Source organism: Pseudarthrobacter sp. 1C304 (assembly GCF_052245515.1).
Lineage (GTDB): Bacteria > Actinomycetota > Actinomycetes > Actinomycetales > Micrococcaceae > Arthrobacter.
In genome coordinates this window covers 1-20,671 of record NZ_JBQQCH010000002.1, presented here as the reverse complement: position 1 = coordinate 20,671, position 20,671 = coordinate 1, and the positions used below count along the sequence as shown (strand labels likewise).

Here is a 20,671-nt window from a genome sequence, read left to right as displayed (position 1 = left end):
ACGCCGCTAGGCCGGCGCCAGCGCCTTGTTCAGCACGGCACGGATCCGCTTTTCGGTCACCGAATAGGCCGTCCCGAGTTCGACGGCGAACAGGCTCACCCGCAGCTCTTCGATCATCCAGCGGACCTGGGTTAACTCGGCGCCGGCCCGGCGGCCCGGGAGCAGCGCGGAGACGGCGTCGTCGTAGTCGTCCTCGAGGGCCTGCACGGCCGCCATGTGCTGGGCATCCCGCTGGACGTTGGTGGGCAGTTTCTCGAGGCGCTTCTCGATCGCTGCGAGGTACCGCGGCAGCTGGCTGAGCTGGGCGTAGCCCGTGCGTGCCACAAAACCGGGAAACACCAGCTGCTCCAGCTGGCTCTTGACGTCGTTGAGGGCGCTGATCAGGGCCAGGCTGGTGGTGCCCTTGAGCGTTTTCTCGATCCGCCGGGTGCTGGCCAGGATCCGCTCCACGATGGCCGTGACGGTGAAGACCGTGTCGATCAGGTCCGCCCGGACACTCTCGTACAGCGCGTTGAAGGACGCCTCGTCCCAGGGCAGCTCCGCCGGAGTGAGCTTGTCGATGGCCGCCAGGGCGCAGTCCGCAATCAGCGCCGTGACCGAGCCGTGCGGGTTCTGGCTGAACGTCAGCTTCTCGGTGTTGTTCAGGTGCTCCAGGACGTAGCGGTCCGGCGGTGGCACCTTCAGGGCCAGCAGCCGGATGACCCCGCCCCGCATGGCCGCGTCCTGCTCGGACGCGGTCTGGAACAGCCGCAGGGCCACGGACTTCCCCTCGTCCACCAGCGCGGGGTAGCCGGTGACGGTATGACCCTTCACCGTGCCCTGGACCTGGCGCTGCAGCGTGCCGAAGGACCAGGACGTCAGTCCGGCCTGTTCCGCGAACCCGGTTGCGGCGGTGGCGGACACTGCGGGCCCGGCCGGAGCCGGGCCGCCGGCAGCCGCGCCGCCTGCCTTCGCACCTCCGGCCCTCGCACCGGACCTGCCGTTCGCGGAGGGCGCGGTGGTGGCGGGCGTGGCGCCCAGCGACTCGGCGATCGCCCGGCGTGTCTGCGGTGCCAGCCGCTCCTGCAACGCGGTGAGGTCCTTGCCCTCATCCAACACCTTCCCCTGGGAGTCCACCACGCGGAAGCTCACCCGCAGGTGGGGCGGGACGGCGTCCCAGTTCCAGGAGTTCGGCGGGATGACCTGGCCGCGGAGCCGGCGCAGGACCAGCTCAAGGGAGGCCTCCAGCTCGTCGGTGGCCGGATCGAAGTCCGCCTCGAGGGCTGCGACGGCCTGCCGGGCGACATCCGGCGCCGGCACGAAGTTCTTGCGCACCTGCTTGGGCAGCGACTTGATCAGGGCCGTGACCAGCTCCACGCGCTGGCCCGGGATCAGCCAGCGGAAGGCTGCGTCGTCAAGCTGGTTCAGGAACAGCACGGGCACTTCGGCGGTGACGCCGTCGGACGGGTTGGGCGGCGAACCGGGGGCTACGGGGTGGAACTCGTAGCTCAGCGGCAGCTCAAAGCCCTTGTGCAGCAGCGTCTTGGGGTAGGCGGAGTCGTCCAGGGCATCGGCGTCCTCGCTGATCAGCAGCGCCTGGTCGAAGTCGAGCAGGGCGGGGTCCTGCTGCCGGGCGTCTTTCCACCACTTGTCGAAGTGCCGCTCCGAGACAACGTCTTTGCCCACGCGGGCGTCATAGAACTCGAAAAGGGTCTGGTCATCCACCAGGATGTCCCGCCGCCGCATGCGGGCCTCAAGCTCCTCGACCTCGTGGAGGAGCGCCCGGTTGCGGTGGAAGAACTTGTGGTGGGTCTGCCAGTCGCCCTCCACCAGGGCATGCCGGATGAACAGCTCCCGGCAGAGTTCCGGGTCCACTTTGCCGTAGTTGATCCGGCGGCTCGGGATAATGGGCACGCCGTACAGCGTGACCTTCTCATGGGCCATCACCGAGCCCATCTTCTTCGACCAGTGCGGTTCGCTGTAGCTGCGCTTCACCAGGTCCGGCGCCACCTGCTCCACCCACAGCGGATCGAACTTCGCCGCCACCCGCGCCCATAGCCGGCTGGTCTCCACCAGCTCAGCGGCCATCACGAAGGTGGGGGACTTCTTGAACAGGGCCGAGCCCGGGAAGATCGCGAAGCGGCTGCCGCGGGCGCCGGCGTATTCACGCTTGCGCTCATCGAGGATGCCCACATGGCTCAGCAGGCCCGAGAGCAGGCTGATGTGGATGCCCTCGTGGTTGCCCACCGGGTCGGCCAGGCGTTTGTTGTCCAGGCTGATGCCCAGCGGCCGGGCCAGCTGGCGCAGCTGGGCGAACAGGTCCTGCCATTCCCTGACGCGGAGATAGTTGATGAACTCGGCGCGGCAGAGCCGGCGAAACGCCGTGGAGGAGAGTTCCTGCTGCTTTTCCTGGAGGTAGTTCCAGAGGTTGAGGTAGCCGGTGAAGTCCGAGTTCTCGTCCCGGAACCGCGCGTGCTTCTCCGCGGCCAGTTGCTGTTTATCGGTCGGACGCTCGCGCGGATCCTGGATAGTCAGCGCCGCCGCCAGGACCATGACCTCGCGGACGCAGCCGCGCTTGCCGGATTCGACAATCATCCGGCCGAGCCGCGGGTCTACGGGCAGCTGGGCAAGCTGCTGCCCGACGGCGGTCAGGCCGCTTCCGGGGCGGCCGGAGCCGCGCCGCTGCCCGCCGCGCTGGCTGCCGCGCCGCTGCCCGCCGCGCTGGCTGCCGCTGCGGGGTCCGCCGTCGTCCGCGGACTCCTGCCGCGCGGCACTCAGGGCACCCAGCTCGCGTAGGAGCGTAACGCCGTCGTTAATGGCCCGCGAGTCCGGCGGCTCCACAAACGGGAAGTTTTCGACGTCCTTCGGCCCGCGTGCCACCCCCATCGCCGTCATCTGCAGGATGACGGCAGCGAGGTTGGTGCGCAGGATTTCCGGGTCCGTGTACAGCGGCCGGGACTCGAAGTCCTCCTCCGAGTACAGCCGGATGGCGATGCCGTCGGAGACGCGGCCGCAGCGGCCGGAGCGCTGGTTGGCGGAGGCCTGGGAGACGCGTTCGATCGGCAGGCGCTGGACCTTGGTGCGGTGCGAATAGCGGGAGATGCGGGCCGTGCCCGTGTCAATCACGTACTTGATGCCGGGAACCGTCAGGGAGGTCTCGGCGACGTTGGTGGCCAGCACGATCCGGCGCTTGCTGCCGGGATGGAAGACCTTGTGCTGCTCCTGCAGGCTCAGCCGGGCGAAGAGGGGGAGGACCTCGGTGCCGGCCAGCTTGCGGTTGGCCTGGATGCGGGCGTTGAGGGCCTCGGCCGCGTCGCGGATCTCGCGCTCGCCGGAGAAGAAGATAAGGATGTCGCCGGGGGCTTCCTGCGCGAGTTCGTCGACGGCGTCGCACACGGCGTCGAGCGGGTCGCGGTCCTCCTCGAGTTCGTCATCCGCGGCGGCGCCTTCGCCGTCTCCGTCCGCTGCGCCGCCGGCCGGCTGGGACAGCGGGCGGTAGCGGATCTCCACCGGGTAGGTGCGGCCGGAGACCTCGATAATGGGGGAGGGCTCCTCCTCGCTGCCTAAGTGCTTGGCAAAGCGCTCCGGATCGATGGTGGCCGACGTGATGATGATCTTCAGGTCCGGACGCTGCGGCAGGATGCGCTTGAGGTAGCCGAGGATGAAGTCGATGTTGAGGCTGCGCTCATGCGCCTCGTCGATGATGATGGCGTTGTATTTGCGCAGCAGCTTGTCCCGCTGGATCTCTGCCAGCAGGATGCCGTCGGTCATCAGCTTGACCTTGGTGCTGCGGCTGACCTCGCCGGTGAAGCGGACCTGGAAGCCCACCTCCTGGCCGATCTCGACGCCGAGTTCCTCCGCGATGCGCTCGGCGACCGTACGGGCGGCCAGCCGCCGCGGCTGCGTGTGGCCGATGAGGCCGTTCTCGCCCAGCCCCAGCTCCAGGCACATTTTCGGAATCTGGGTGGTCTTACCGGAACCGGTCTCGCCGGCGATGATGGTCACCTGGTTGGCCGCGATGGCGGCCATCAGGTCCTCGCGGCGCTCGGAAACCGGCAGCTCGGCGGGGTAGGAGATATGCAGTGTCATGGCTGCACACAGTCTACTGGGAACAGTCCGCTGCGGCGGTCCGGGCAAGAATGTGCCCGGCCCCCCTGACGGGACCGGGCCTCGGGTGCGCGTGGGGCGTTCAGAAGATCCGGAAGGTGTAGTTGCTGCTGGGCAGGTCCAGGGCGGACCAGTGGTCTTCCGAGCGGACCGGCGGGTTGTGGCCAAGCCCGTCCTTGCGGAGAGCGGCCACTGTGGCGGCGACTCCGACGACGATGAGAACGATGACTGCGATTCCGAAGAGTTCCATGACTCCATGGTTCTCCTCTGGCGGCGCGGAAATAAGTGGCAGAAATGACCAAAAAGCTATAATTTCTGCCACTGCTTCTGCCACAATGAAGGCATGATCAAATCAGTGGCCATGATCGTGGTTCCGCACTTCTCGGTCTTCGAATTCGCGACGGCGTTCGAGGTGTTCGGCATCGACCGCTCGCCGCGCGGGAGCGGCGTCCCCGGTTTCGACTTCCGCGTCTGTACCCCGGCGCCGGGCGATGTCCCGATGAAGTCCGGGCTGTCCCTGCACGTGGGCCTCGGGCTGGAGGCCGCGGCCGACGCCGACCTGGTCATCATGACGCCCTTCGGCCACGACCGGGACGTCCCGGAATCCGTCCTGGAGGCGCTGCGGGCGGCCCACGCCCGCGGCGCGTGGGTGATGTCCATCTGTTCCGGGGCCTTCGCCCTGGCCCGGGCTGGCCTGCTCGACGGGCGTCGCTGCACCACGCACTGGCATTACTCCCAGGAACTCGCTGCCCGGTACCCGGCGGCTCACGTGGATGAGAACGTCCTCTACGTCGAGGACAACCGGATCATCACCAGCGCCGGCACGGCCGCCGGTATCGACGCCTGCCTGCACCTGATCCGGCGGGAGTTCGGTGCGAACGTGGCGGCGAGCATCGCACGGGACATGGTGGTCCCGCCGCACCGCGACGGCGGTCAGGCGCAGTTCATCGACCGGCCGATCCCGCGCTGCGGCTCCGAGCCCATGGAGGAACTCCTGCAGTGGATGGTGCGGCATCTGGGGGAAGACCACTCGGTCAACGAGCTTGCCGCGCGCGTCCACATGTCACCCCGCACGTTTGCCCGGCGCTTCCGTTCTGAAACGGGAGCGACCCCGGCGGCCTGGCTCAATTCCCAGCGTGTGCTGCGGGCGCAGGAACTGCTGGAGACCACGGATCTCAATATCGACGAAATCGCCCGCGAGTCAGGTTTCGGCCACTCGGTGCTGCTGCGGCACCACTTCGCCAAGGTGCTCGACACGAGTCCGCAGTCCTACCGCCGGACCTTCCGCGGCCATCTGGCTGCCGCGGTCTAAGGGGCAAGCCGGTCCGACGGCGGTGCCGGCTCGGCCGCCGCTTTGGCGGTCTCGACGAGGTCCCGCCACGGTCCGGTGACGGCCTGCTCGGGCAGGGTGGCACGGTGCTGCCCGGCCCGGATGCTGTAGAGGAACCGGTCCGGCTGGCCGGTCGGGGCGCCCCTGCCCGCCAGTGGAACGGCGTCCCACGGGCAGGCCTCAATCAGCGGCTGCCAGACGTCAGTGTCCTCAGGCGGCGTGGGCTGCACGGTCCACGTCCGCTTCATGCCGGCAATGCCGCCGCTGCGCTGGACAGTTATTTTCATGGGGCTCGGATCGTCATGAGCCTGGTTACCGCCGGGCTCCGGGGAACTTTACCTTCACAGTTTCCCACGCGGAGCGCACGGCGTCATGCTCCGTAGAATCCGCCCCGAAAAGCTCCTTGGCAGCAGCCGCGGTGGCCTTGGCGAAGGCCCCGAACGTCGCATTCGGGGCCAGCGAGCCGCCGGTCAGGGTCTCGTACCAGATCCGGCCCGGCGCGTCCCAGGCGTTGCCGCCGAGGCTGGTGGCCACCAGGTAAAACGCCCGGTTGGGGATCCCGGAATTGATGTGGACGCCGCCATTGTCCGCGCTTGTGTGCACGTAGCTGTCCATCGAGTCCGGCTGCGGATCCTTGCCGAGCACGTCGTCGTCGTACGCGGTTCCCGGGGCCTTCATGGAACGCAGGGCCGTCCCCTGGACTTTTTCCGTGAAGAGGCCCTCGCCGATCAGCCAGCTGGCGTCCGCGGTCGACTGCCGCCGGACGTGCTGCTCAACGAGCGCCCCGAAAACATCGGACATCGATTCGTTCAGTGCGCCGGCCTGGTTGCGGTAGACCAGCCCTGCCGAGTATTGGGTGACGCCGTGGGCCAGCTCGTGGCCGATCACGCTCAAGGACTTCGTAAACCGCTGGAAGACCTGGCCGTCACCGTCGCCGAAGACCATCTGCCGGCCGTCCCAGAACGCGTTGTCATACAGCCGCCCGTAGTGCACGGTGGCCTCAAGGTGCAGGCCGTTGCCGTCGATTGAGTTCCGGCCGAAGGCCTCGGCGTAAAGACGGTGCGTGTGGCCCAGCCCGTCGTAGGCTTCATCGGCGGCGGGATCGCCGGTGGGCGGTTCCCCTTCCTTCCGGACCACGCTGCCGGGCAGTTGCTCGGCGAACTCGGCGTCGTAGACAGTCCGCTCTGGCGGTGCCGGCCGGGGTTCCCGCAGCCCCGGATGGCTGCCGGGCCCGGGCACGGCGCGGGCCGCCTGGAAGCTGGGGACGTGGTGCAGGGCCTCCTTCGCCGCACGCGCGGCTGCGGAGAGCTCCGGTTCGCGCTGGGCTGCCAGCCGGCGGAGCATGTATGGAGGGATGATGGTGCACTGCATGTGAGACCCCTTTGCGCTTCGGCGGAATCCCGGCGTGATGCGGCGGCCGGCACCCAGTCCAGCCACCCGGCTGCCGGAACCCCGCTGCCGATGCAGACAGCCTACGAGCGGGCACCGACAATTGGCAGGGGCCGCGCCCGCTTCCGCGTCATCCCGCGCGGGACCTGTACCGCGTGCTGGTCCGGGATTCAAGCGCAGACGTAGAATCGGCTATGGAAAAGTTGAGGTATTCGGTAACCGTCAACGCGCCCGTACAAGACGTGTGGTCCACGATGCTGGACCAGGCCTCCTACCGGGAATGGACCAAGGCCTTCGGCGAGTCCTCCTACGTCGGGGATTGGAGCCAGGGCAGCGATATCCGTTTCGTCGGACCCGACGGCGACGGCTCCATGGGGGGATTGATCGCCACGGTCGAGGAAAACAGGCCGCACGAGCTCATCTCCCTGCGCTACATCGGGCTGATCGTCAACGGCGAGGTCGATGCCACCAGCGAGGCTGCGAAGCCTTTTGTGGGCGGCCACGAAAGGTATGCCTTCAGCGAGTCCGGTGGGTCAACGACGGTGGACGTGGAGCTCGACAGCGACGAACAGTTCGTGTCCATGTTCGACGACGCGTGGCCGCCCGCGCTGGCAAAACTCAAGGAAATCGCCGAAGCCCGGCGCTGAGCTGCCGGGGTCCGCCTGCCCGGACGTTCATCACGGCCCCGGGTCAAGGACGAACTGCTGCACCATGGTCCACAGATTCGTGGTGGTCCAGTAGATCAGCACGCCGATGGGGAAGATGATGCCGCCCGCGCCGAAGACGATGGGCAAGGAGTAAAGCACCACTTTCTGCTGGCGCATGAACGGGCCCGCCATGGCCTCCGCGGACGTAGTCTTGGCCAGAATGTGCCGCTGCGTGATGAACTGCGCCGCCGACATGGCCAGAATCATCACCATGGACAGGAGCCACACGGCCACCACGTTGCCGCCCGGGGGCGTGCCGTGCAGCACGGACGCCGACAGCGGGGCACCAAAGATGCTCGATTCCCCGAACTGCACCACCTGCTCCGCGCTCATGGCGCCGATGCCTTGGCCGCTGGCGGCCGCCGCCGGGATGAGGGACAACACGGTGAAGAGGGCGAAGAAAAACGGCACCTGGATCAGCAGGGGCAGACAGGCCGAGAACGGATTGGTGCCGTGCTCCTTGTACAGGGCCATCTGTTCCTGCGCCATGGCCTGCCGGGACAGAGCGTCGGTCCTACCGGCGTACTTGTCCTGCAGTGTCTTCAGGTCCGGCTGCAGCTGCCGCATGCGGCGCTGGGCCCTGATCTGCTGCAGGGCTACGGGGATCAGGGCGGCCCGGATGGCCAGCACCAGCCCGATGATGGCCAGCGTCCACGTCCAGCCGCTGGCAGCGGACATGCCGAGGGCGCTCAGGCCGTCGTGGAGTCCCACCAGGATGGCCGACACCAGCCACTGGAACGGGAACAGGAGCTCTGCGCCAAAACCCATCCGACGTCCCCCGATTCATAATCTGCGCACTTCCCGCAAGCAAACACGAAAGAACCCCCAGAATCCAGTGGATCCTAGGGGTTCTTGGCTGTGCCCTCGATTGGAATCGAACCAACGACCTTCTGCTCCGGAGGCAGACGCTCTATCCCCTGAGCTACGAGGGCAGTCAGGGTTCCTGCCGTGACCGGCGGGACGTCCTAGAGCTTAGCAGGAAGGAGGGCCCCAAGGGAAAATCGGCGCACCCGGCGCGGTCAATAGCCCGCAAAGGAGTCCACATGGATCCTCCGCGCACCGGCTCTGCGCGCCGCTGCACGGAGCGAGCGGACGCTCGACGGCGAACCCGACACGTAGACGTCGCGGCCGGCGATGTCCGGCACCAGTTCCTTCAGCGCGGCTCCGTCGATCCGGGCCTGGCCCGCGTCCTGCATAAACGCCGGCGGCACGGACCCGTCGGACAGCCTCGCGATGACCCGCACTCCCGCGCGTTCGAGTTCCGCGGCGTAGGCAAGCTCGGAGGCGGTCCGGGCCAGGTACAGCAGCACCACGTCCCGATCCCCGCCGGCGCTCCCGGTCAGCTGCGACAGATACGGGGTGATGCCGATGCCGGCGGCCACCAGCAGCACCGGCCTCGCCGGATCCCGCGGCAGGACGAAGTCGCCGCCCACCGTGGTGGCGGTCAGTTCGTCGCCGGGCGCCAGGGCAAGGAGGGACTGCTTGGCCGTCGACAGCGGTTGGGCCGTTCCGACGCCGATGCTCAGCTCCGCCGTCTCCGGGGGACTGGTCAGGCTGAACACCCGGCGCCTGCCTTTGCGGTCGGCCCCGGTGTGCGGCAGGTTCAGCTCAATGTACTGCCCCGGCGTGAAGCGGACCGGGTGCTCGGGCTGGAAGGTGAGTTCCGTCGTCGTCGGGGTTAAGGGGCGGGCTCCGCGGAAACGGAGCAGCACCCGGCTGCGCTGGCCGGCGATGAACGCCAGCGCATTGCCCACCAGCAGCGCCAGTTCGGGGGAGTTGGCCACGACGCCCAGGTTGTAGGGCACGGCGAAGAGCACCCCGACGACGGCGGCCAGCACCAGCTGCTGCCACCGGCGCGGCGGCAGGGTGAGTGGTTCGGTGAGCATAAAGCCGACGAAAAACAGCACGGGGCGCTGCGCCAGGGGCTGCCACAGCGCTTCCGCGAGGGTCATGCCGGAGCCCAGCAGCTCCACGGCCACGATGGACACCGCCACCACCGTAAAGAGGGCGGCCATCAGCAGTTTCCGGACCCGGTACAGGACCAGCAGCACCCCCGGCAGCACCAGCCACAGCATCGCGGGCGTGGCCACCCACCACGTGGCGATGTTGAGTCCCGTCAGCCCGGTGAGAAAGGCCCCGGCGGCCGCCGGGTTGAAGATGTGGCGGCCGCGCCAGGCCAAGGCGTACTTGGACACTGACGCCAGCACACACGCGAGGGCGACGCCCGCCAGGTCCAGGTACTGCAGCCCCGCAGAGAACTGGGTCGGCCAGAAGAGGAAATACAGCAGCAGCCCCGTGATCAGGGACGACTCCGAATGCGGGCGCACATGGAACAGGGCGGCGATGGCCCGGTTGGAGCCGTACGTCAGGCCGAGGCAGAGTGTCAGGTGGGCGATCATCTCCGGGAGCCCGAACGTGAGCCATCCCAGCACGTTGAGCAGCAGGCTGTACCCGGCCAGCACGGCGAGGACCCAGAGCACCAGCCGGTACATCGTGAACCGGCCCAGCACCGTGTCCAGCCGGGAACCCAGGGGAGGGGACATCGTGGCGGTCATGGAAACAGCACCCCTTCAAAACCGGCCGAATACTCGGCATGGCCGTCTGAGTAGACGGTCAGCCAGGAACAGTCGAACTCCGCCGCCAGCCGGGAGCCGTCGACGAAGAACAGAGCCGTGGCCAGCGCATCGGCCACCATGGCGGTCCCCGCCAGTGCCCAGCTGGCGACGACGGTGCGCACCGGGGCGCCGGTGGTGCCATCCAGCACATGGTGCAGCCCGTCGCCCCAGGCACGCCGGTTGGCGGCGGAAGCACAGAGGGCGCCGGCCCCGAGGCTGACGATCCCGATGGCACGGGACGGGTCATAAGGATGTTCCAGCCCGACGTCGACCGGAACGGGCCCGGTGTTGAGCAGGTCGCCGCTGGCATCGATGAAGTGCTCTCCTACGCCGCCGTCGCGCAGCACCCCGGACAACAGGTCGGCCAGCTGCCCCTTCCCGGCTGCCCCGACGTCGAGCACCACCGGCGCCCGGGTGGCCAGCACGTTGCCCTGCCACTCGAGCACGTCGTCCCACGGGGGCGCCGGCTGCGGTGGTCCGGCCGGCCTGAGGGAGTAGGCGGCGTCGTAGCCGAGGTGCTCCAGGCTGCCGCCGATCAGCGGGGTCATGGACCCGCCGCTGAGCCGGTACAGGGTGTCATACAGCCGGCCCAGGGGATCCGCTTCCGGGGGCAGCTCGTAACGTCCCGCCTGCCGGGCCGCGGCCGCGATGACGGAGTCCGGCCGGAACCGGGACCACACGGCGTCGTAGCCCGCCACGGTGTCCAGCAGCCGGCGTTTGAGCGCTCCGGAGAGCGGGGCCGGTGTGGAAATTTCCCAGCGGGTACCGATCCCGTCGAAACTGAAGTCAGTCCAGCCCGGATGCGGCACTGTGGCCTAGGCCTGTGCCTCGGATTTAATCTTCTCCACGGCCTGGTTGAAGCCCCCGCTCGTCAGCGAGGAGCCCGCCACCTTGGAGACCTTGATCTCGTCGAGGCTCTTGCCGGCGATCTGGGACTTGATGCCGCCGGCGAACTCGCCCTGGAATTTGCGGGTGTTGGGGTTCGACGGATGCTGGGTGATCTGGACATCGGACACGGCGCCGTTGGCGACGGTGAGGGTCACCCCCACCGTCTCGTTGCCGTTGGGGGACACATAGTTGCCGTCCGCGCTGTAGGTCCCGTCCTTGTAGGACCCGCCGCCTGTGGCGGCCGGAGGCGCGGCGCTGGAGTCCGGGGTTCCGGACGCCTGCCCCGGCGCGCACCCGGCCGCTGAACCGGCCAGGGACAGCCCGGCGATGCCGACCACAACGCTTTTACGAAGAGAGGTATTCAACAGCGGCTCGTTTCTCTAGCGGACACTCCGGGATACGACGTATGGATCAGCGTAGTGGTTCAACCTGTGATCCTGCTTGGGAAGCCGGCAATTCCCCATCACCCCTGTGCCCGGGGTCATGACGGACACCAAATTCCGCCACACACCGGGGCCACCGGTAGGCTGGAAGCGTGACCCCTGAAGAACTTTCCCTCGCCATATCCGCCTGCCTGAAAGACGCCGTCGCCGCCGGTGAAATCGGGCTCTCCGCATCCGAGCTCCCGGATGAGGTGCGCGTCGAGCGGCCGAAGAACCGGGACCACGGTGACTGGGCCACCAACATCGCCCTGCAGCTGGCCAAGAAGGCCGGCACCAACCCGCGCGACTTCGCGTCCGTCCTGAGCGCGCGGCTGAAGTCCATCGAGGGAGTGTCCGCCGTCGACATCGCCGGACCGGGGTTCCTCAACATCACGGTCGACGCCGCCGCCGCCGGGGCCCTGGCCAAGGCCATCGTCGAGGCCGGGCCGGTCTACGGCACCAACACGGCGCTCGCGGGCCACACCGTCAACATGGAGTTCGTCTCCGCCAACCCCACCGGCCCGCTGCACATCGGCCACACCCGCTGGGCCGCCCTGGGAGACGCGATCGCGCGTGTCCTCCGTGCGTCCGGCGCGGACGTCACGGCCGAGTACTACATCAACGACGCCGGCTCGCAGATGAACGTTTTCGCCCATTCGGTGCTGTCGCGGCTGCACGGCCGGGGCGTCCCGGAGGGCGGCTACCCCGGCGAGTACATCGCCGACCTGGGCCATGAGGTGCTCACCCAGCACCCGGACATCCGCGAGCTGACCGACGTCGCCGCGCTGCCGGTGATCCGGGGAGCTGCGTACAAGGCGCAACTGCACGACATCAAGCGCACCCTGGCGGACTTCGACGTCGAATTCGATGTCTACTTCTCCGAGCAGGAACTCCACGACGCCGGCGCCATCGAGGACGCCGTGGCGCGGCTCCGGGAGCAGGGGCACGTGTACGACGACGGCGGCGCGGTCTGGCTGCGCACCACGGACTTCGGCGACGACAAGGACCGCGTCATGATCCGGGCGAACGGCGAACCGACCTATTTCGCCGCCGACGCCGCCTACTACCTGTCCAAGAAGGACCGCGGCTTCACCGAGAAGATCTACCTCCTCGGCGCGGACCACCACGGCTACATCAACCGGCTCAAGGCCATTGCGGCCGCCGCCGGCGACGACCCCGAGGTCAACATCGAGGTCCTGATCGGCCAGCTGGTTTCGGTGAACGGCGCGAAGCTCTCGAAGCGGGCCGGCAACATCATCGAACTCAAGGACCTCATCGACTGGCTAGGCAAGGACGCGGTGCGCTACTCGCTGGCCCGCTTCCCGGCCGATTCCCCGCTGACCCTGGACCCGGAGCTGCTGAAGAAGCACAGCAACGAGAACCCGGTGTTCTACGTCCAGTACGCGCACGCCCGGTCCCGTGGCGCGGCACGCAACGCCGTGGCCGCCGGCGTCGAGCGCAGCGTGGACGGCAAGGACAGCTTCGAGGCATCGCTGCTGGATCACGCGACCGAGAACGAGCTGCTCTCGCACCTGGGCAGCTACCCCTCGATCGTGGCCAAGGCCGCCGAACTGCGGGAGCCGCACCGTGTGGCCCGCCACCTGGAGGTCATCGCCGGGGCGTACCACCGCTGGTACGACGCCTGCCGCATCGCCCCCCTCGGCGAGGAAGCCATCACCGACCTCAACCGCACCCGGCTGTGGCTCAACGACGCCACCAGCCAGGTGCTGGCCAACGGACTGGACCTGCTGGGCGTTTCGGCGCCGGAACGGATGTAACCGCCATGACCACGAACGCCCCCGGCCCGGCCGCAGGCTCTCCGCTCGCACCCGAGTGGCTGCAGGTTCCCGCCGACCTCAACGCCCTGCACGCGCCCATGTGGGCCGGCGACGTCGCCAGGAACGACGCCGGCGAACTCGCCATTGACGGCATTCCCGTCAGCGAACTCCAGCGCCAGTTCGGCACACCGCTGTTCGTCATGAGCGAGAACGATTTCCGGGCCCGCGCCCGCGCGTTCTCAGATGCCTTCAACGACGCGTTCGCCGACATCTGCGGCGGGGTGGACGTCTACTACGCCGGCAAATCCTTCCTGTGCACCGCGGTGGTCCGCTGGGTGGAGGAGGAGGGCCTCCGGCTGGACACGGCCTCCGGCGGGGAACTCGCCGTCGCCGCCCGCGCCGGGATCCCCGGCGCCGACGTTGCGCTGCACGGCAACAACAAGTCCGACGGCGAGATCCACCGGGCGCTGGACCTGCAACTGGGCCGGATCGTGGTGGACAGCCTCGTCGAACTCGAGCGCGTCGCCAGGATCGCGGAGGCTCGCGGCGAAACCGCCAGGGTGATGCTGCGCTTGACCCCCGGCGTCCACGCCCACACCCACGAGTTCATCGCCACGGCGCACGAGGACCAGAAGTTCGGCCTCTCCATGGCGGGGGACTCCACCGAGCAGGCCGGGCTGTCAGCGGCTGAGGAAGCCGTGGCCGCGGCGTCCGCGTACCCCAGCATCGAACTGCTGGGCCTGCACTGCCACATCGGCTCGCAGATCTTCGAACCCGACGGCTTCGCCCTGGCCGCGGAGAAGCTGCTCGACTTCCTCGCCGCGATGCAGGCCAAGTACTCGATTGTGCTTCCCGAACTGGACCTCGGCGGCGGCTACGGCATTGCCTACACGCCGGTGGACACCCCGCGCCCGCCCGCCGAAATCGCGCAGGCGATGGCCGCCGTCGTCCGCACCAAGTGTGCGGAACTGGGCATTACCGCGCCTCGGATTTCAATCGAGCCGGGCCGCGCGATTGTCGGCAGCAGCACGTTCACGCTCTACGAAGTGGGCACGCTGAAGACCGTCCGGGTGGACGCGCCGGGGGACGGGAACGTTACGTACCCGCGCCGGTATGTGTCGGTGGACGGCGGCATGAGCGACAACGCGCGTCCGGTGCTGTACGACGCGGATTACTCGGCCATTCTGGCCTCACGGACCTCGGACGCGGCGCCGCAGCTGTCCCGAGTAGTGGGCAAACATTGCGAGAGCGGCGACATAGTTGTTAGAGATGTATATCTGCCCGAGGACGTGGCAGCCGGTGATCTGCTCGCTGTACCGGGGACCGGCGCCTACTGCTGGGCCCTGTCAAGCAACTACAACTATCTGGCCCGGCCGGGCGTTGTCGCTGTGCGCGACGGATCTGCCCGGCTCATTGTCCGCGGGGAAACCGAAGAAGATCTGCTCAACCGCGACATGGGAGTCTGAATGACCGAATTGCGAACCCTGAAAGTAGCCCTGCTGGGCTGTGGCAACGTCGGGGCCCAGGTTGCGCGGATTCTCATTGACGACGCCGACACGCTGGCGTCCCGCGCCGGCGCCCGGCTGGAACTGTCCGGCATCGCCGTGCGCGACGTCGATGCCCCCCGCGACGTCGACCTGCCGCGCGCGCTGTTCACCACGGACGCCGAGGCCCTGGTCAAGGACGCGGACCTGGTGATCGAGCTGATGGGCGGTATCGAGCCTGCCCGGACTTTGATCCTGACCGCCATGCGGAACGGTGCCTGCGTGGTCACCGGCAACAAGGCGCTTGTGGCCAAGGACGGGCCCACGCTCCACGAGGAAGCGGACCGGGCCGGCGTGCAGCTGTCCTACGAAGCCGCCGTGGCCGGCGCGATCCCCATCCTGCGGCCCATCCGGGACAGCCTCTCCGGCGACCGCATCACCCGCGTTCTGGGCATCGTCAACGGGACCACCAACTTCATCCTGGACCAGATGGATTCCACCGGCGCGCAGTTCGCCGACGCCCTGGCCCAGGCCCAGCGCCTCGGCTACGCGGAAGCCGACCCCACCGCCGACGTCGAGGGCCACGACGCCGCCTCAAAGGCCGCGATCCTGGCCTCCCTGTCCTTCCACACCCGCTTCTCCCTGGACGACGTGTACTGCGAGGGCATCAGCTCCGTCACCGCCGCGGACATCGCCGCGGCCAAGGACGCCGGTTTTGTGATCAAGCTGCTGGCGATCGCTGAGAAGCTGGACGCCGCAGAAGCAGGCACCGGTGACACCGGGATCTCCGTCCGCGTGCACCCGACGCTGCTGCCCCGCGAACACCCGCTGGCCGCGGTCCACGGCGCCTTCAACGCAGTCTTTGTCGAGGCCGAAAACGCCGGAGAGCTGATGTTTTACGGCCAGGGCGCCGGCGGCAAGCCGACTGCCTCGGCTGTTATGGGCGATCTGATCTCCGCTGCCCGGAGCATCGTCCTGGGCGGCCCCGGCCGCGCCGAGACCACCACCGGCCAGGTGGTGGCGCTGCCCATCACCTCGGCGGTCACCAGCTACTACATCGGCCTCGACGTGGCGGACCAGCCCGGCGTCCTGGCCCAGATCGCCCGTCTCTTCGCCGAGCACGGGGTCTCCATTGAAATCATGCGGCAGACCATCCACCGCGACGCTGATTCGAACACCGAATCCGCGGAACTGCGGATCGTGACCCACCGCGCAAGCGAGGCTGCACTGGCAGCCACCGTCGAGGCCGTGAAGGGCCTGGACGTCATCAATTCAGTTACATCCGTTCTGCGGGTAGAAGGAGTCTAAGTGGCTCACCAATGGCGCGGCGTTATCCGCGAATACGCTGACCGTCTGCCCGTCACCGCGGAGACCACCGTCATCACCCTGGGTGAGGGCGGCACCCCGCTGGTGCACGCGCAGCAGTTGTCCGCCCTGACCGGCAGCGACGTCTACCTCAAGGTCGAGGGCATGAACCCGACCGGCTCGTTCAAGGACCGCGGCATGACCATGGCCATGACGGCGGCGGTGGCCGCCGGGGCCAAAGCCGTGGTGTGCGCGTCCACGGGCAACACCTCCGCGTCGGCCGCAGCGTACGCCACCGCGGCGGGGCTCAAGTGCGTGGTGCTGGTGCCCGAGGGCAAGATCTCGATGGGAAAGCTGAGCCAGGCGATCGCGCACGGTGCAACGCTGCTGCAGGTCGACGGCAACTTCGATGACTGCCTCGAGATTGCCCGGAAGCTGGGGGAGTCCTACCCCGTGTTCCTGGTCAACTCGGTCAACCCCGCCCGGATCGAGGGCCAGAAAACCGGCGCCTTCGAAGTGGTCGACTGGCTCGGCGACGCACCGGACTTCCACGTGCTGCCCGTCGGCAACGCCGGCAACATCACCGCGTACTGGAAGGGCTACAAGGAATACTGCGCCCCGTACCAGTCCCTCACGGCCGGCACGCTGGCCCCCGTCTCCACCCGGACACCGGTCATGTGGGGCTTCCAGGCCGCCGGCGCGGCTCCGTTCGTCGCCGGCCACCCCATCACGGAGCCCGATACGATCGCAACCGCCATCCGGATCGGCAACCCCGCCTCCTGGGAGACCGCCGTCGCCGCACGCGATGAGTCCGGCGGTGTGATCGAGGCCGTGACCGACGAGGAAATCCTCTCCGCCCACCGCTGGCTCTCCTCCCGTGAAGGCGTCTTCGTCGAACCCGGCTCCGCTGCCGGCGTCGCCGGGCTGATCAAAAAGCACGCCGCCGGCGAGGTGCCGGCCGGCAAGACGATCGTCATCACGGTCACCGGCCATGGCCTCAAGGATCCGCAGTGGGCGCTCCGCACCGAGGACGGCAGCGAAGTGCAGCCGGTCAAGGTCGCAAACGATGTTGTCACCGTGGCCACCGCCCTGGGACTGGAAGAAAAGTAACCGTGGAAACCACCCTCACCATCCCGGCCGAGTCCGCCGCCGACACACCGGCGGTGCCGTCCGGGCAGCTCGTGACGGTCCGGGTGCCCGCCACCAGCGCGAACCTGGGGCCTGGCTATGACAGCCTCGGCCTGGCGTTGACGCTGTTCGACACCCTGACGGTGGAAACCCTGGACAGCGGCGAGCTGGAGTTCGAACTCAGCGGGGAGGGCGCGGAATCCCTGCCCCGCGATGCCAGCCACCTGGTGGTGAGGGCACTTACCGAGGCCCTGCACCGCCTGGGCTTCCGGCACGAGGGCCTGCGGATCACGGCGGATAACATCAACCCGCACGGCCGCGGCCTGGGCTCCTCGGCCTGCGCCGTGGTGGCTGCCGTCACCGCGGCCAACGCCCTGGTCCCGGAGGCCTCGCGCCGGGGCCGGGACTGGGTCCTGCAACTCACGAGTGAGATGGAAGGCCACCCGGACAACGTCGCTCCCGCGATTTTTGGCGGACTGGCGCTGTCGTGGCAGGACAGTGACCAGTACAGCAGCACCTGCGCGAGCGTCGCAGCCGCGGTCATTCCGGTCGTGGCAGTACCGGACTATGAGCTTTCCACTGAAGCCGCGCGGGCGCTGCTGCCCGCCTCGGTGGGCCACCATGCTGCGGCCATGAACTCCGGCCGGGCGGCCCTGCTGATCCATGCGCTGACGCAGAAACCGGAATTCCTGCTCGCCGGGACAGAGGACTACCTGCACCAGAGCTACCGGGCCGAAGCCATGCGGCCCAGCGCGGACCTGATCGCAGCGTTGCGGGGCGCGGGTTTCGCCGCCGTCGTCTCCGGGGCCGGACCCACCGTGCTGGTTTTGGCCAACGGCGAGGCCCAGGCGGAAGCCGCCGTCGGGTTCATCGGTTCCTTCACGGCCGGCAACACGCCGGACGTGGGCTGGCGTGTGATGAAGCTGGCTGTGGACGTTGAAGGTGCTAAAGTGGAAGTGCACCGGCGGTAATTCCGCAGTCGGCAATTTAATTGCCGTCCTTAAGACCGCGATGTTGGCCTAGTTGCCTTTCTCATCTTTCACTGCGCAATAATTTCGGTGCCACCTGCATTAGGGTCTGACGCAGGAACCCGCAGAAACAGTCTCTGCACCCCTGAAAAGTCAGCCCGCCGTTCCTTCTCTACCGGAACGAGCCAGGTGAATGCAGTATCCGGCTGAGCCGGCCATTTCCATCCGGCAAGGCCGAAATCGCGGCTGCAGATCTGAACTGCAGCCCGGATCAAATCATCGCGTCCAGCTCCTAGCCTGGACGCCGTCGAGGGGGAAGGATCCTTCGTGACCGAAACCACTGAGCTGTCTTCAGCTGTGGAAACATCATCTTCTGCTGCCGGATCATCATCGGCTGCACCCGCCAAGAGCAGCGGCCTCGCAGGCCTCAAGCTCGCCCAGCTCCAGGCTCTTGCCAGCCAGCTGGGGATTTCCGGCGGTTCCCGGATGCGGAAGGGCGACCTTGTGTCCGCCATTTCCGCCCACCGGGCCGGTACCCCTGTGAGCAAGGCGCCGTCCCGCGCTGCTGAAAAGGCGACCGACAACGGCACCGTCTCCCAGTCCGCCGCACCTGCCGCCGCTGCACCCGCTGCTGCCCCCGCCGCCGATGCCGAGGCTCCGGCCCAGGAGAACCCGCGTGCCCGCGGCCGCGGCCGCAGCCGCCGCGCCGGCAGCGACGGCGTCATCACCACCCCAGCAGCCGAGGCCCCGGCCGCAGCTGCCCCGGCAGTGGAGGCTCCCGCGGCTTCCGCCGAAGCGGGCTCCGCTGAGTCCGCGCCGGAAGGCGGCGAACGCACCCGCCAGCCGCGCACCCGCAACCGCCGCCGCGGCGAGGCAGCCGCCCAGGGCGCAGACCAGGCCGCAGGCCAGGGCAACAGCTCCGCCGAGGCTCCGGCCGAGCAGGCAGCCGGCGAGCAGCGCCAGGCAGAGCGCACGGAACAGCGTACCGAGCAGCGCCAGTCCGACCAGCGCCAGTCCGACCAGGGCAGCGAGGACGGCCAGCGCCGCGAGAACACCCGCACCCGCGGTGGCCGCGACGATTCCGCCGGCGGCCGCGACAACCGGGACAACCGCGATAACCGGGACAACGACGACAACGACGGCGGCAGCCGCCGCAACCGCCGCAACCGGCGCGACCGCAACGACCGGTCCGACCGCGGGCAGGACAGCCGCGACAACTCCTCGCGCAACGATCGCTTCCGCGACCGCAACGACCGCCGCCGCGGGCGTGTCCAGGGACCGGACGTCGACGACGTCGAGGTCACCGAGGACGACGTCCTGCTGCCGGTCGCCGGCATCCTGGACGTGCTGGAGAACTACGCGTTCATCCGCACCTCCGGTTACCTGCCCGGCCCGAACGACGTGTACGTGTCCCTCGCCCAGGTCAAGAAGTACAACCTGCGCAAGGGCGACGCCGTCGTCGGCGCCATCCGCGCACCCCGTGAAGGCGAGGACCGCAGCAACCAGCAGCAGTCCGCCCGCCAGAAGTTCAACGCACTCGTCCGGGTCACCTCGGTCAACGGCAAGACGCCTGAGGAACTTAAGGACCGCGTCGAGTTCGCGAAGCTCGTCCCGCTGTACCCCTCCGAGCGCCTCCGCCTCGAGACGGACCCCAAGAAGATCGGCCCCCGCGTCATCGACCTGGTGGCCCCGATCGGCAAGGGCCAGCGCGGCCTGATCGTTTCGCCGCCGAAGGCCGGCAAGACGCTCATCCTGCAGTCGATCGCGAACGCCATCACCACGAACAACCCTGAGGTCCACCTCATGATGGTGCTCGTGGACGAACGTCCCGAAGAAGTCACGGACATGCAGCGCACCGTCAAGGGTGAGGTCATCGCGTCCACCTTCGACCGCCCCGCCGACGACCACACCACGGTGGCCGAGCTCTCCATCGAACGCGCCAAGCGCCTCGTGGAAATGGGCATGGACGTTGTGGTGCTCCTCGACTCCATGACCCGCCTGGGCCGCGCCTACAACCTGGCGGCACCGGCGTCGGGCCGTATCCTCTCCGGTGGTGTCGACTCGGCCGCGCTGTACCCGCCGAAGCGCTTCTTCGGTGCAGCCCGCAACATCGAAAACGGCGGCTCGCTCACCATCCTGGCCACCGCGCTCGTAGAGACCGGCTCCAAGATGGACGAGGTCATCTTCGAAGAGTTCAAGGGCACCGGCAACATGGAACTGCGACTGTCCCGCCAGCTCGCGGACAAGCGCATCTTCCCGGCCGTGGACGTAAACGCGTCCGGCACCCGCCGCGAAGAGAACCTGCTCTCCGCCGAGGAAGTCAAGATCATGTGGAAGCTGCGCCGCGTCCTCTCCGGACTCGAAACGCAGCAGAGCCTTGAGCTGCTGACCAACAAGATCCGGGAGACCCAGAGCAACGTCGAGTTCCTGATGCAGGTGCAGAAGACGACGCTTGGTGCGAAGTCCGATAACGACAAGTAGCTGGCTTCAGCCGCTCAATATATGCCGGCCCCGCCCCTCCGCCGGGTGGCCCGAAGTCAATCCTCGGCCGGCCTGTGGTGAGAGGCTTTG

16 protein-coding genes and 1 tRNA gene are annotated in these 20,671 nt (G+C 68.2%); 8 read left to right on the top strand and 9 right to left on the bottom strand.

Annotated elements, in window-relative coordinates:
* Positions 1-6: 6 nt before the first annotated feature.
* Together hrpA and ACTWQD_RS04160 are read right to left on the bottom strand one after the other, a co-directional pair.
* A complete protein-coding gene (gene hrpA / locus ACTWQD_RS04165) occupies positions 7-4,068 on the bottom strand; it encodes an ATP-dependent RNA helicase HrpA (protein WP_443194938.1) in 4,062 nt (1,353 codons plus the stop codon).
* Positions 4,069-4,168: 100 nt separating this feature from the next.
* Entirely contained in the window at positions 4,169-4,336 is a 168-nt protein-coding gene (locus tag ACTWQD_RS04160; protein WP_443194937.1) for a hypothetical protein, read from the bottom strand.
* 93 nt (positions 4,337-4,429) lie between these two features.
* Between ACTWQD_RS04160 and ACTWQD_RS04155 the strand changes: the two genes are divergently transcribed.
* Complete coding sequence (locus ACTWQD_RS04155) at positions 4,430-5,398, top strand: GlxA family transcriptional regulator (protein ID WP_443194936.1); 969 nt, start codon at positions 4,430-4,432, stop codon at positions 5,396-5,398.
* Here the strand turns inward: ACTWQD_RS04155 and ACTWQD_RS04150 are convergent.
* Positions 5,395-5,703, bottom strand: a complete 309-nt coding sequence (locus ACTWQD_RS04150) for a protealysin inhibitor emfourin (protein WP_443194935.1) — start codon at positions 5,701-5,703, stop codon at positions 5,395-5,397. The two genes, ACTWQD_RS04155 and ACTWQD_RS04150, sit on opposite strands and share 4 nt — an antisense overlap.
* Before the next feature lie 25 nt (positions 5,704-5,728).
* A complete protein-coding gene (locus ACTWQD_RS04145; RefSeq protein ID WP_443194934.1) occupies positions 5,729-6,787 on the bottom strand; it encodes a M4 family metallopeptidase in 1,059 nt (352 codons plus the stop codon).
* A 212-nt stretch (positions 6,788-6,999) separates the two neighbouring features.
* Between ACTWQD_RS04145 and ACTWQD_RS04140 the strand changes: the two genes are divergently transcribed.
* Positions 7,000-7,452 (top strand): SRPBCC family protein, encoded by a 453-nt coding sequence (locus ACTWQD_RS04140; protein WP_443194933.1) that lies wholly within the window; start codon positions 7,000-7,002, stop codon positions 7,450-7,452.
* Positions 7,453-7,482: 30 nt separating this feature from the next.
* On the opposite strand, the gene yidC is transcribed toward ACTWQD_RS04140, so the two are convergent.
* From yidC to ACTWQD_RS04115, 5 genes are all read right to left on the bottom strand, one after another.
* On the bottom strand, positions 7,483-8,280 hold the full coding sequence (gene yidC, locus ACTWQD_RS04135) for a membrane protein insertase YidC (RefSeq protein ID WP_443194932.1): 798 nt from the start codon (positions 8,278-8,280) through the stop codon (positions 7,483-7,485).
* A gap of 91 nt (positions 8,281-8,371) precedes the next feature.
* A tRNA-Arg gene (locus ACTWQD_RS04130) sits at positions 8,372-8,444 on the bottom strand.
* An 87-nt stretch (positions 8,445-8,531) separates the two neighbouring features.
* Positions 8,532-10,067: an FAD-dependent oxidoreductase gene (locus ACTWQD_RS04125; RefSeq protein WP_443194931.1), complete on the bottom strand. Its 1,536-nt coding sequence runs from the start codon at positions 10,065-10,067 to the stop codon at positions 8,532-8,534.
* Positions 10,064-10,936: an FAD:protein FMN transferase gene (locus ACTWQD_RS04120; RefSeq protein ID WP_443194930.1), complete on the bottom strand. Its 873-nt coding sequence runs from the start codon at positions 10,934-10,936 to the stop codon at positions 10,064-10,066. Before ACTWQD_RS04120 ends, ACTWQD_RS04125 begins: the two co-directional genes overlap by 4 nt.
* A gap of 6 nt (positions 10,937-10,942) precedes the next feature.
* Entirely contained in the window at positions 10,943-11,380 is a 438-nt protein-coding gene (locus tag ACTWQD_RS04115) for an FMN-binding protein (protein WP_443194929.1), read from the bottom strand.
* A 170-nt stretch (positions 11,381-11,550) separates the two neighbouring features.
* On the opposite strand from ACTWQD_RS04115, the gene argS reads away from it, so the two are divergent.
* The 6 genes from argS (at position 11,551) to rho (ending at position 20,581) form a co-directional block, all read left to right on the top strand.
* Positions 11,551-13,215: an arginine--tRNA ligase gene (gene argS, locus ACTWQD_RS04110; protein WP_443194928.1), complete on the top strand. Its 1,665-nt coding sequence runs from the start codon at positions 11,551-11,553 to the stop codon at positions 13,213-13,215.
* Between the two features lie 5 nt (positions 13,216-13,220).
* Positions 13,221-14,681, top strand: coding sequence for a diaminopimelate decarboxylase (gene lysA / locus ACTWQD_RS04105; protein WP_443194927.1), 1,461 nt, complete (start codon positions 13,221-13,223; stop codon positions 14,679-14,681).
* Positions 14,682-16,007: a homoserine dehydrogenase gene (locus ACTWQD_RS04100; RefSeq protein ID WP_443194926.1), complete on the top strand. Its 1,326-nt coding sequence runs from the start codon at positions 14,682-14,684 to the stop codon at positions 16,005-16,007. It abuts the gene before it with no gap.
* Positions 16,008-17,114 carry a threonine synthase gene (gene thrC / locus ACTWQD_RS04095; protein ID WP_443194925.1) on the top strand — a complete coding sequence of 369 codons (1,107 nt, stop codon included), beginning with the start codon at positions 16,008-16,010 and terminating at the stop codon, positions 17,112-17,114.
* Between the two features lie 2 nt (positions 17,115-17,116).
* A complete protein-coding gene (thrB, locus tag ACTWQD_RS04090; protein WP_443194924.1) occupies positions 17,117-18,103 on the top strand; it encodes a homoserine kinase in 987 nt (328 codons plus the stop codon).
* A 324-nt stretch (positions 18,104-18,427) separates the two neighbouring features.
* Complete coding sequence (gene rho, locus ACTWQD_RS04085) at positions 18,428-20,581, top strand: transcription termination factor Rho (protein WP_443194923.1); 2,154 nt, start codon at positions 18,428-18,430, stop codon at positions 20,579-20,581.
* Positions 20,582-20,671: the final 90 nt, after the last annotated feature.

Excerpts from the sequence above, each read along its gene's own strand:
- hrpA (WP_443194938.1), bottom strand. The coding sequence starts at position 4,068 with ATGACACTGCATATCTCCTACCCCGCCGAGCTGCCGGTTTCCGAGCGC.
- ACTWQD_RS04160 (WP_443194937.1), bottom strand. The coding sequence starts at position 4,336 with ATGGAACTCTTCGGAATCGCAGTCATCGTTCTCATCGTCGTCGGAGTC.
- ACTWQD_RS04155 (WP_443194936.1), top strand. The coding sequence starts at position 4,430 with ATGATCAAATCAGTGGCCATGATCGTGGTTCCGCACTTCTCGGTCTTC.
- ACTWQD_RS04150 (WP_443194935.1), bottom strand. The coding sequence starts at position 5,703 with ATGAAAATAACTGTCCAGCGCAGCGGCGGCATTGCCGGCATGAAGCGG.
- ACTWQD_RS04145 (WP_443194934.1), bottom strand. The coding sequence starts at position 6,787 with ATGCAGTGCACCATCATCCCTCCATACATGCTCCGCCGGCTGGCAGCC.
- ACTWQD_RS04140 (WP_443194933.1), top strand. The coding sequence starts at position 7,000 with ATGGAAAAGTTGAGGTATTCGGTAACCGTCAACGCGCCCGTACAAGAC.
- yidC (WP_443194932.1), bottom strand. The coding sequence starts at position 8,280 with ATGGGTTTTGGCGCAGAGCTCCTGTTCCCGTTCCAGTGGCTGGTGTCG.
- ACTWQD_RS04125 (WP_443194931.1), bottom strand. The coding sequence starts at position 10,067 with ATGACCGCCACGATGTCCCCTCCCCTGGGTTCCCGGCTGGACACGGTG.
- lysA (WP_443194927.1), top strand. The coding sequence starts at position 13,221 with ATGACCACGAACGCCCCCGGCCCGGCCGCAGGCTCTCCGCTCGCACCC.
- ACTWQD_RS04100 (WP_443194926.1), top strand. The coding sequence starts at position 14,682 with ATGACCGAATTGCGAACCCTGAAAGTAGCCCTGCTGGGCTGTGGCAAC.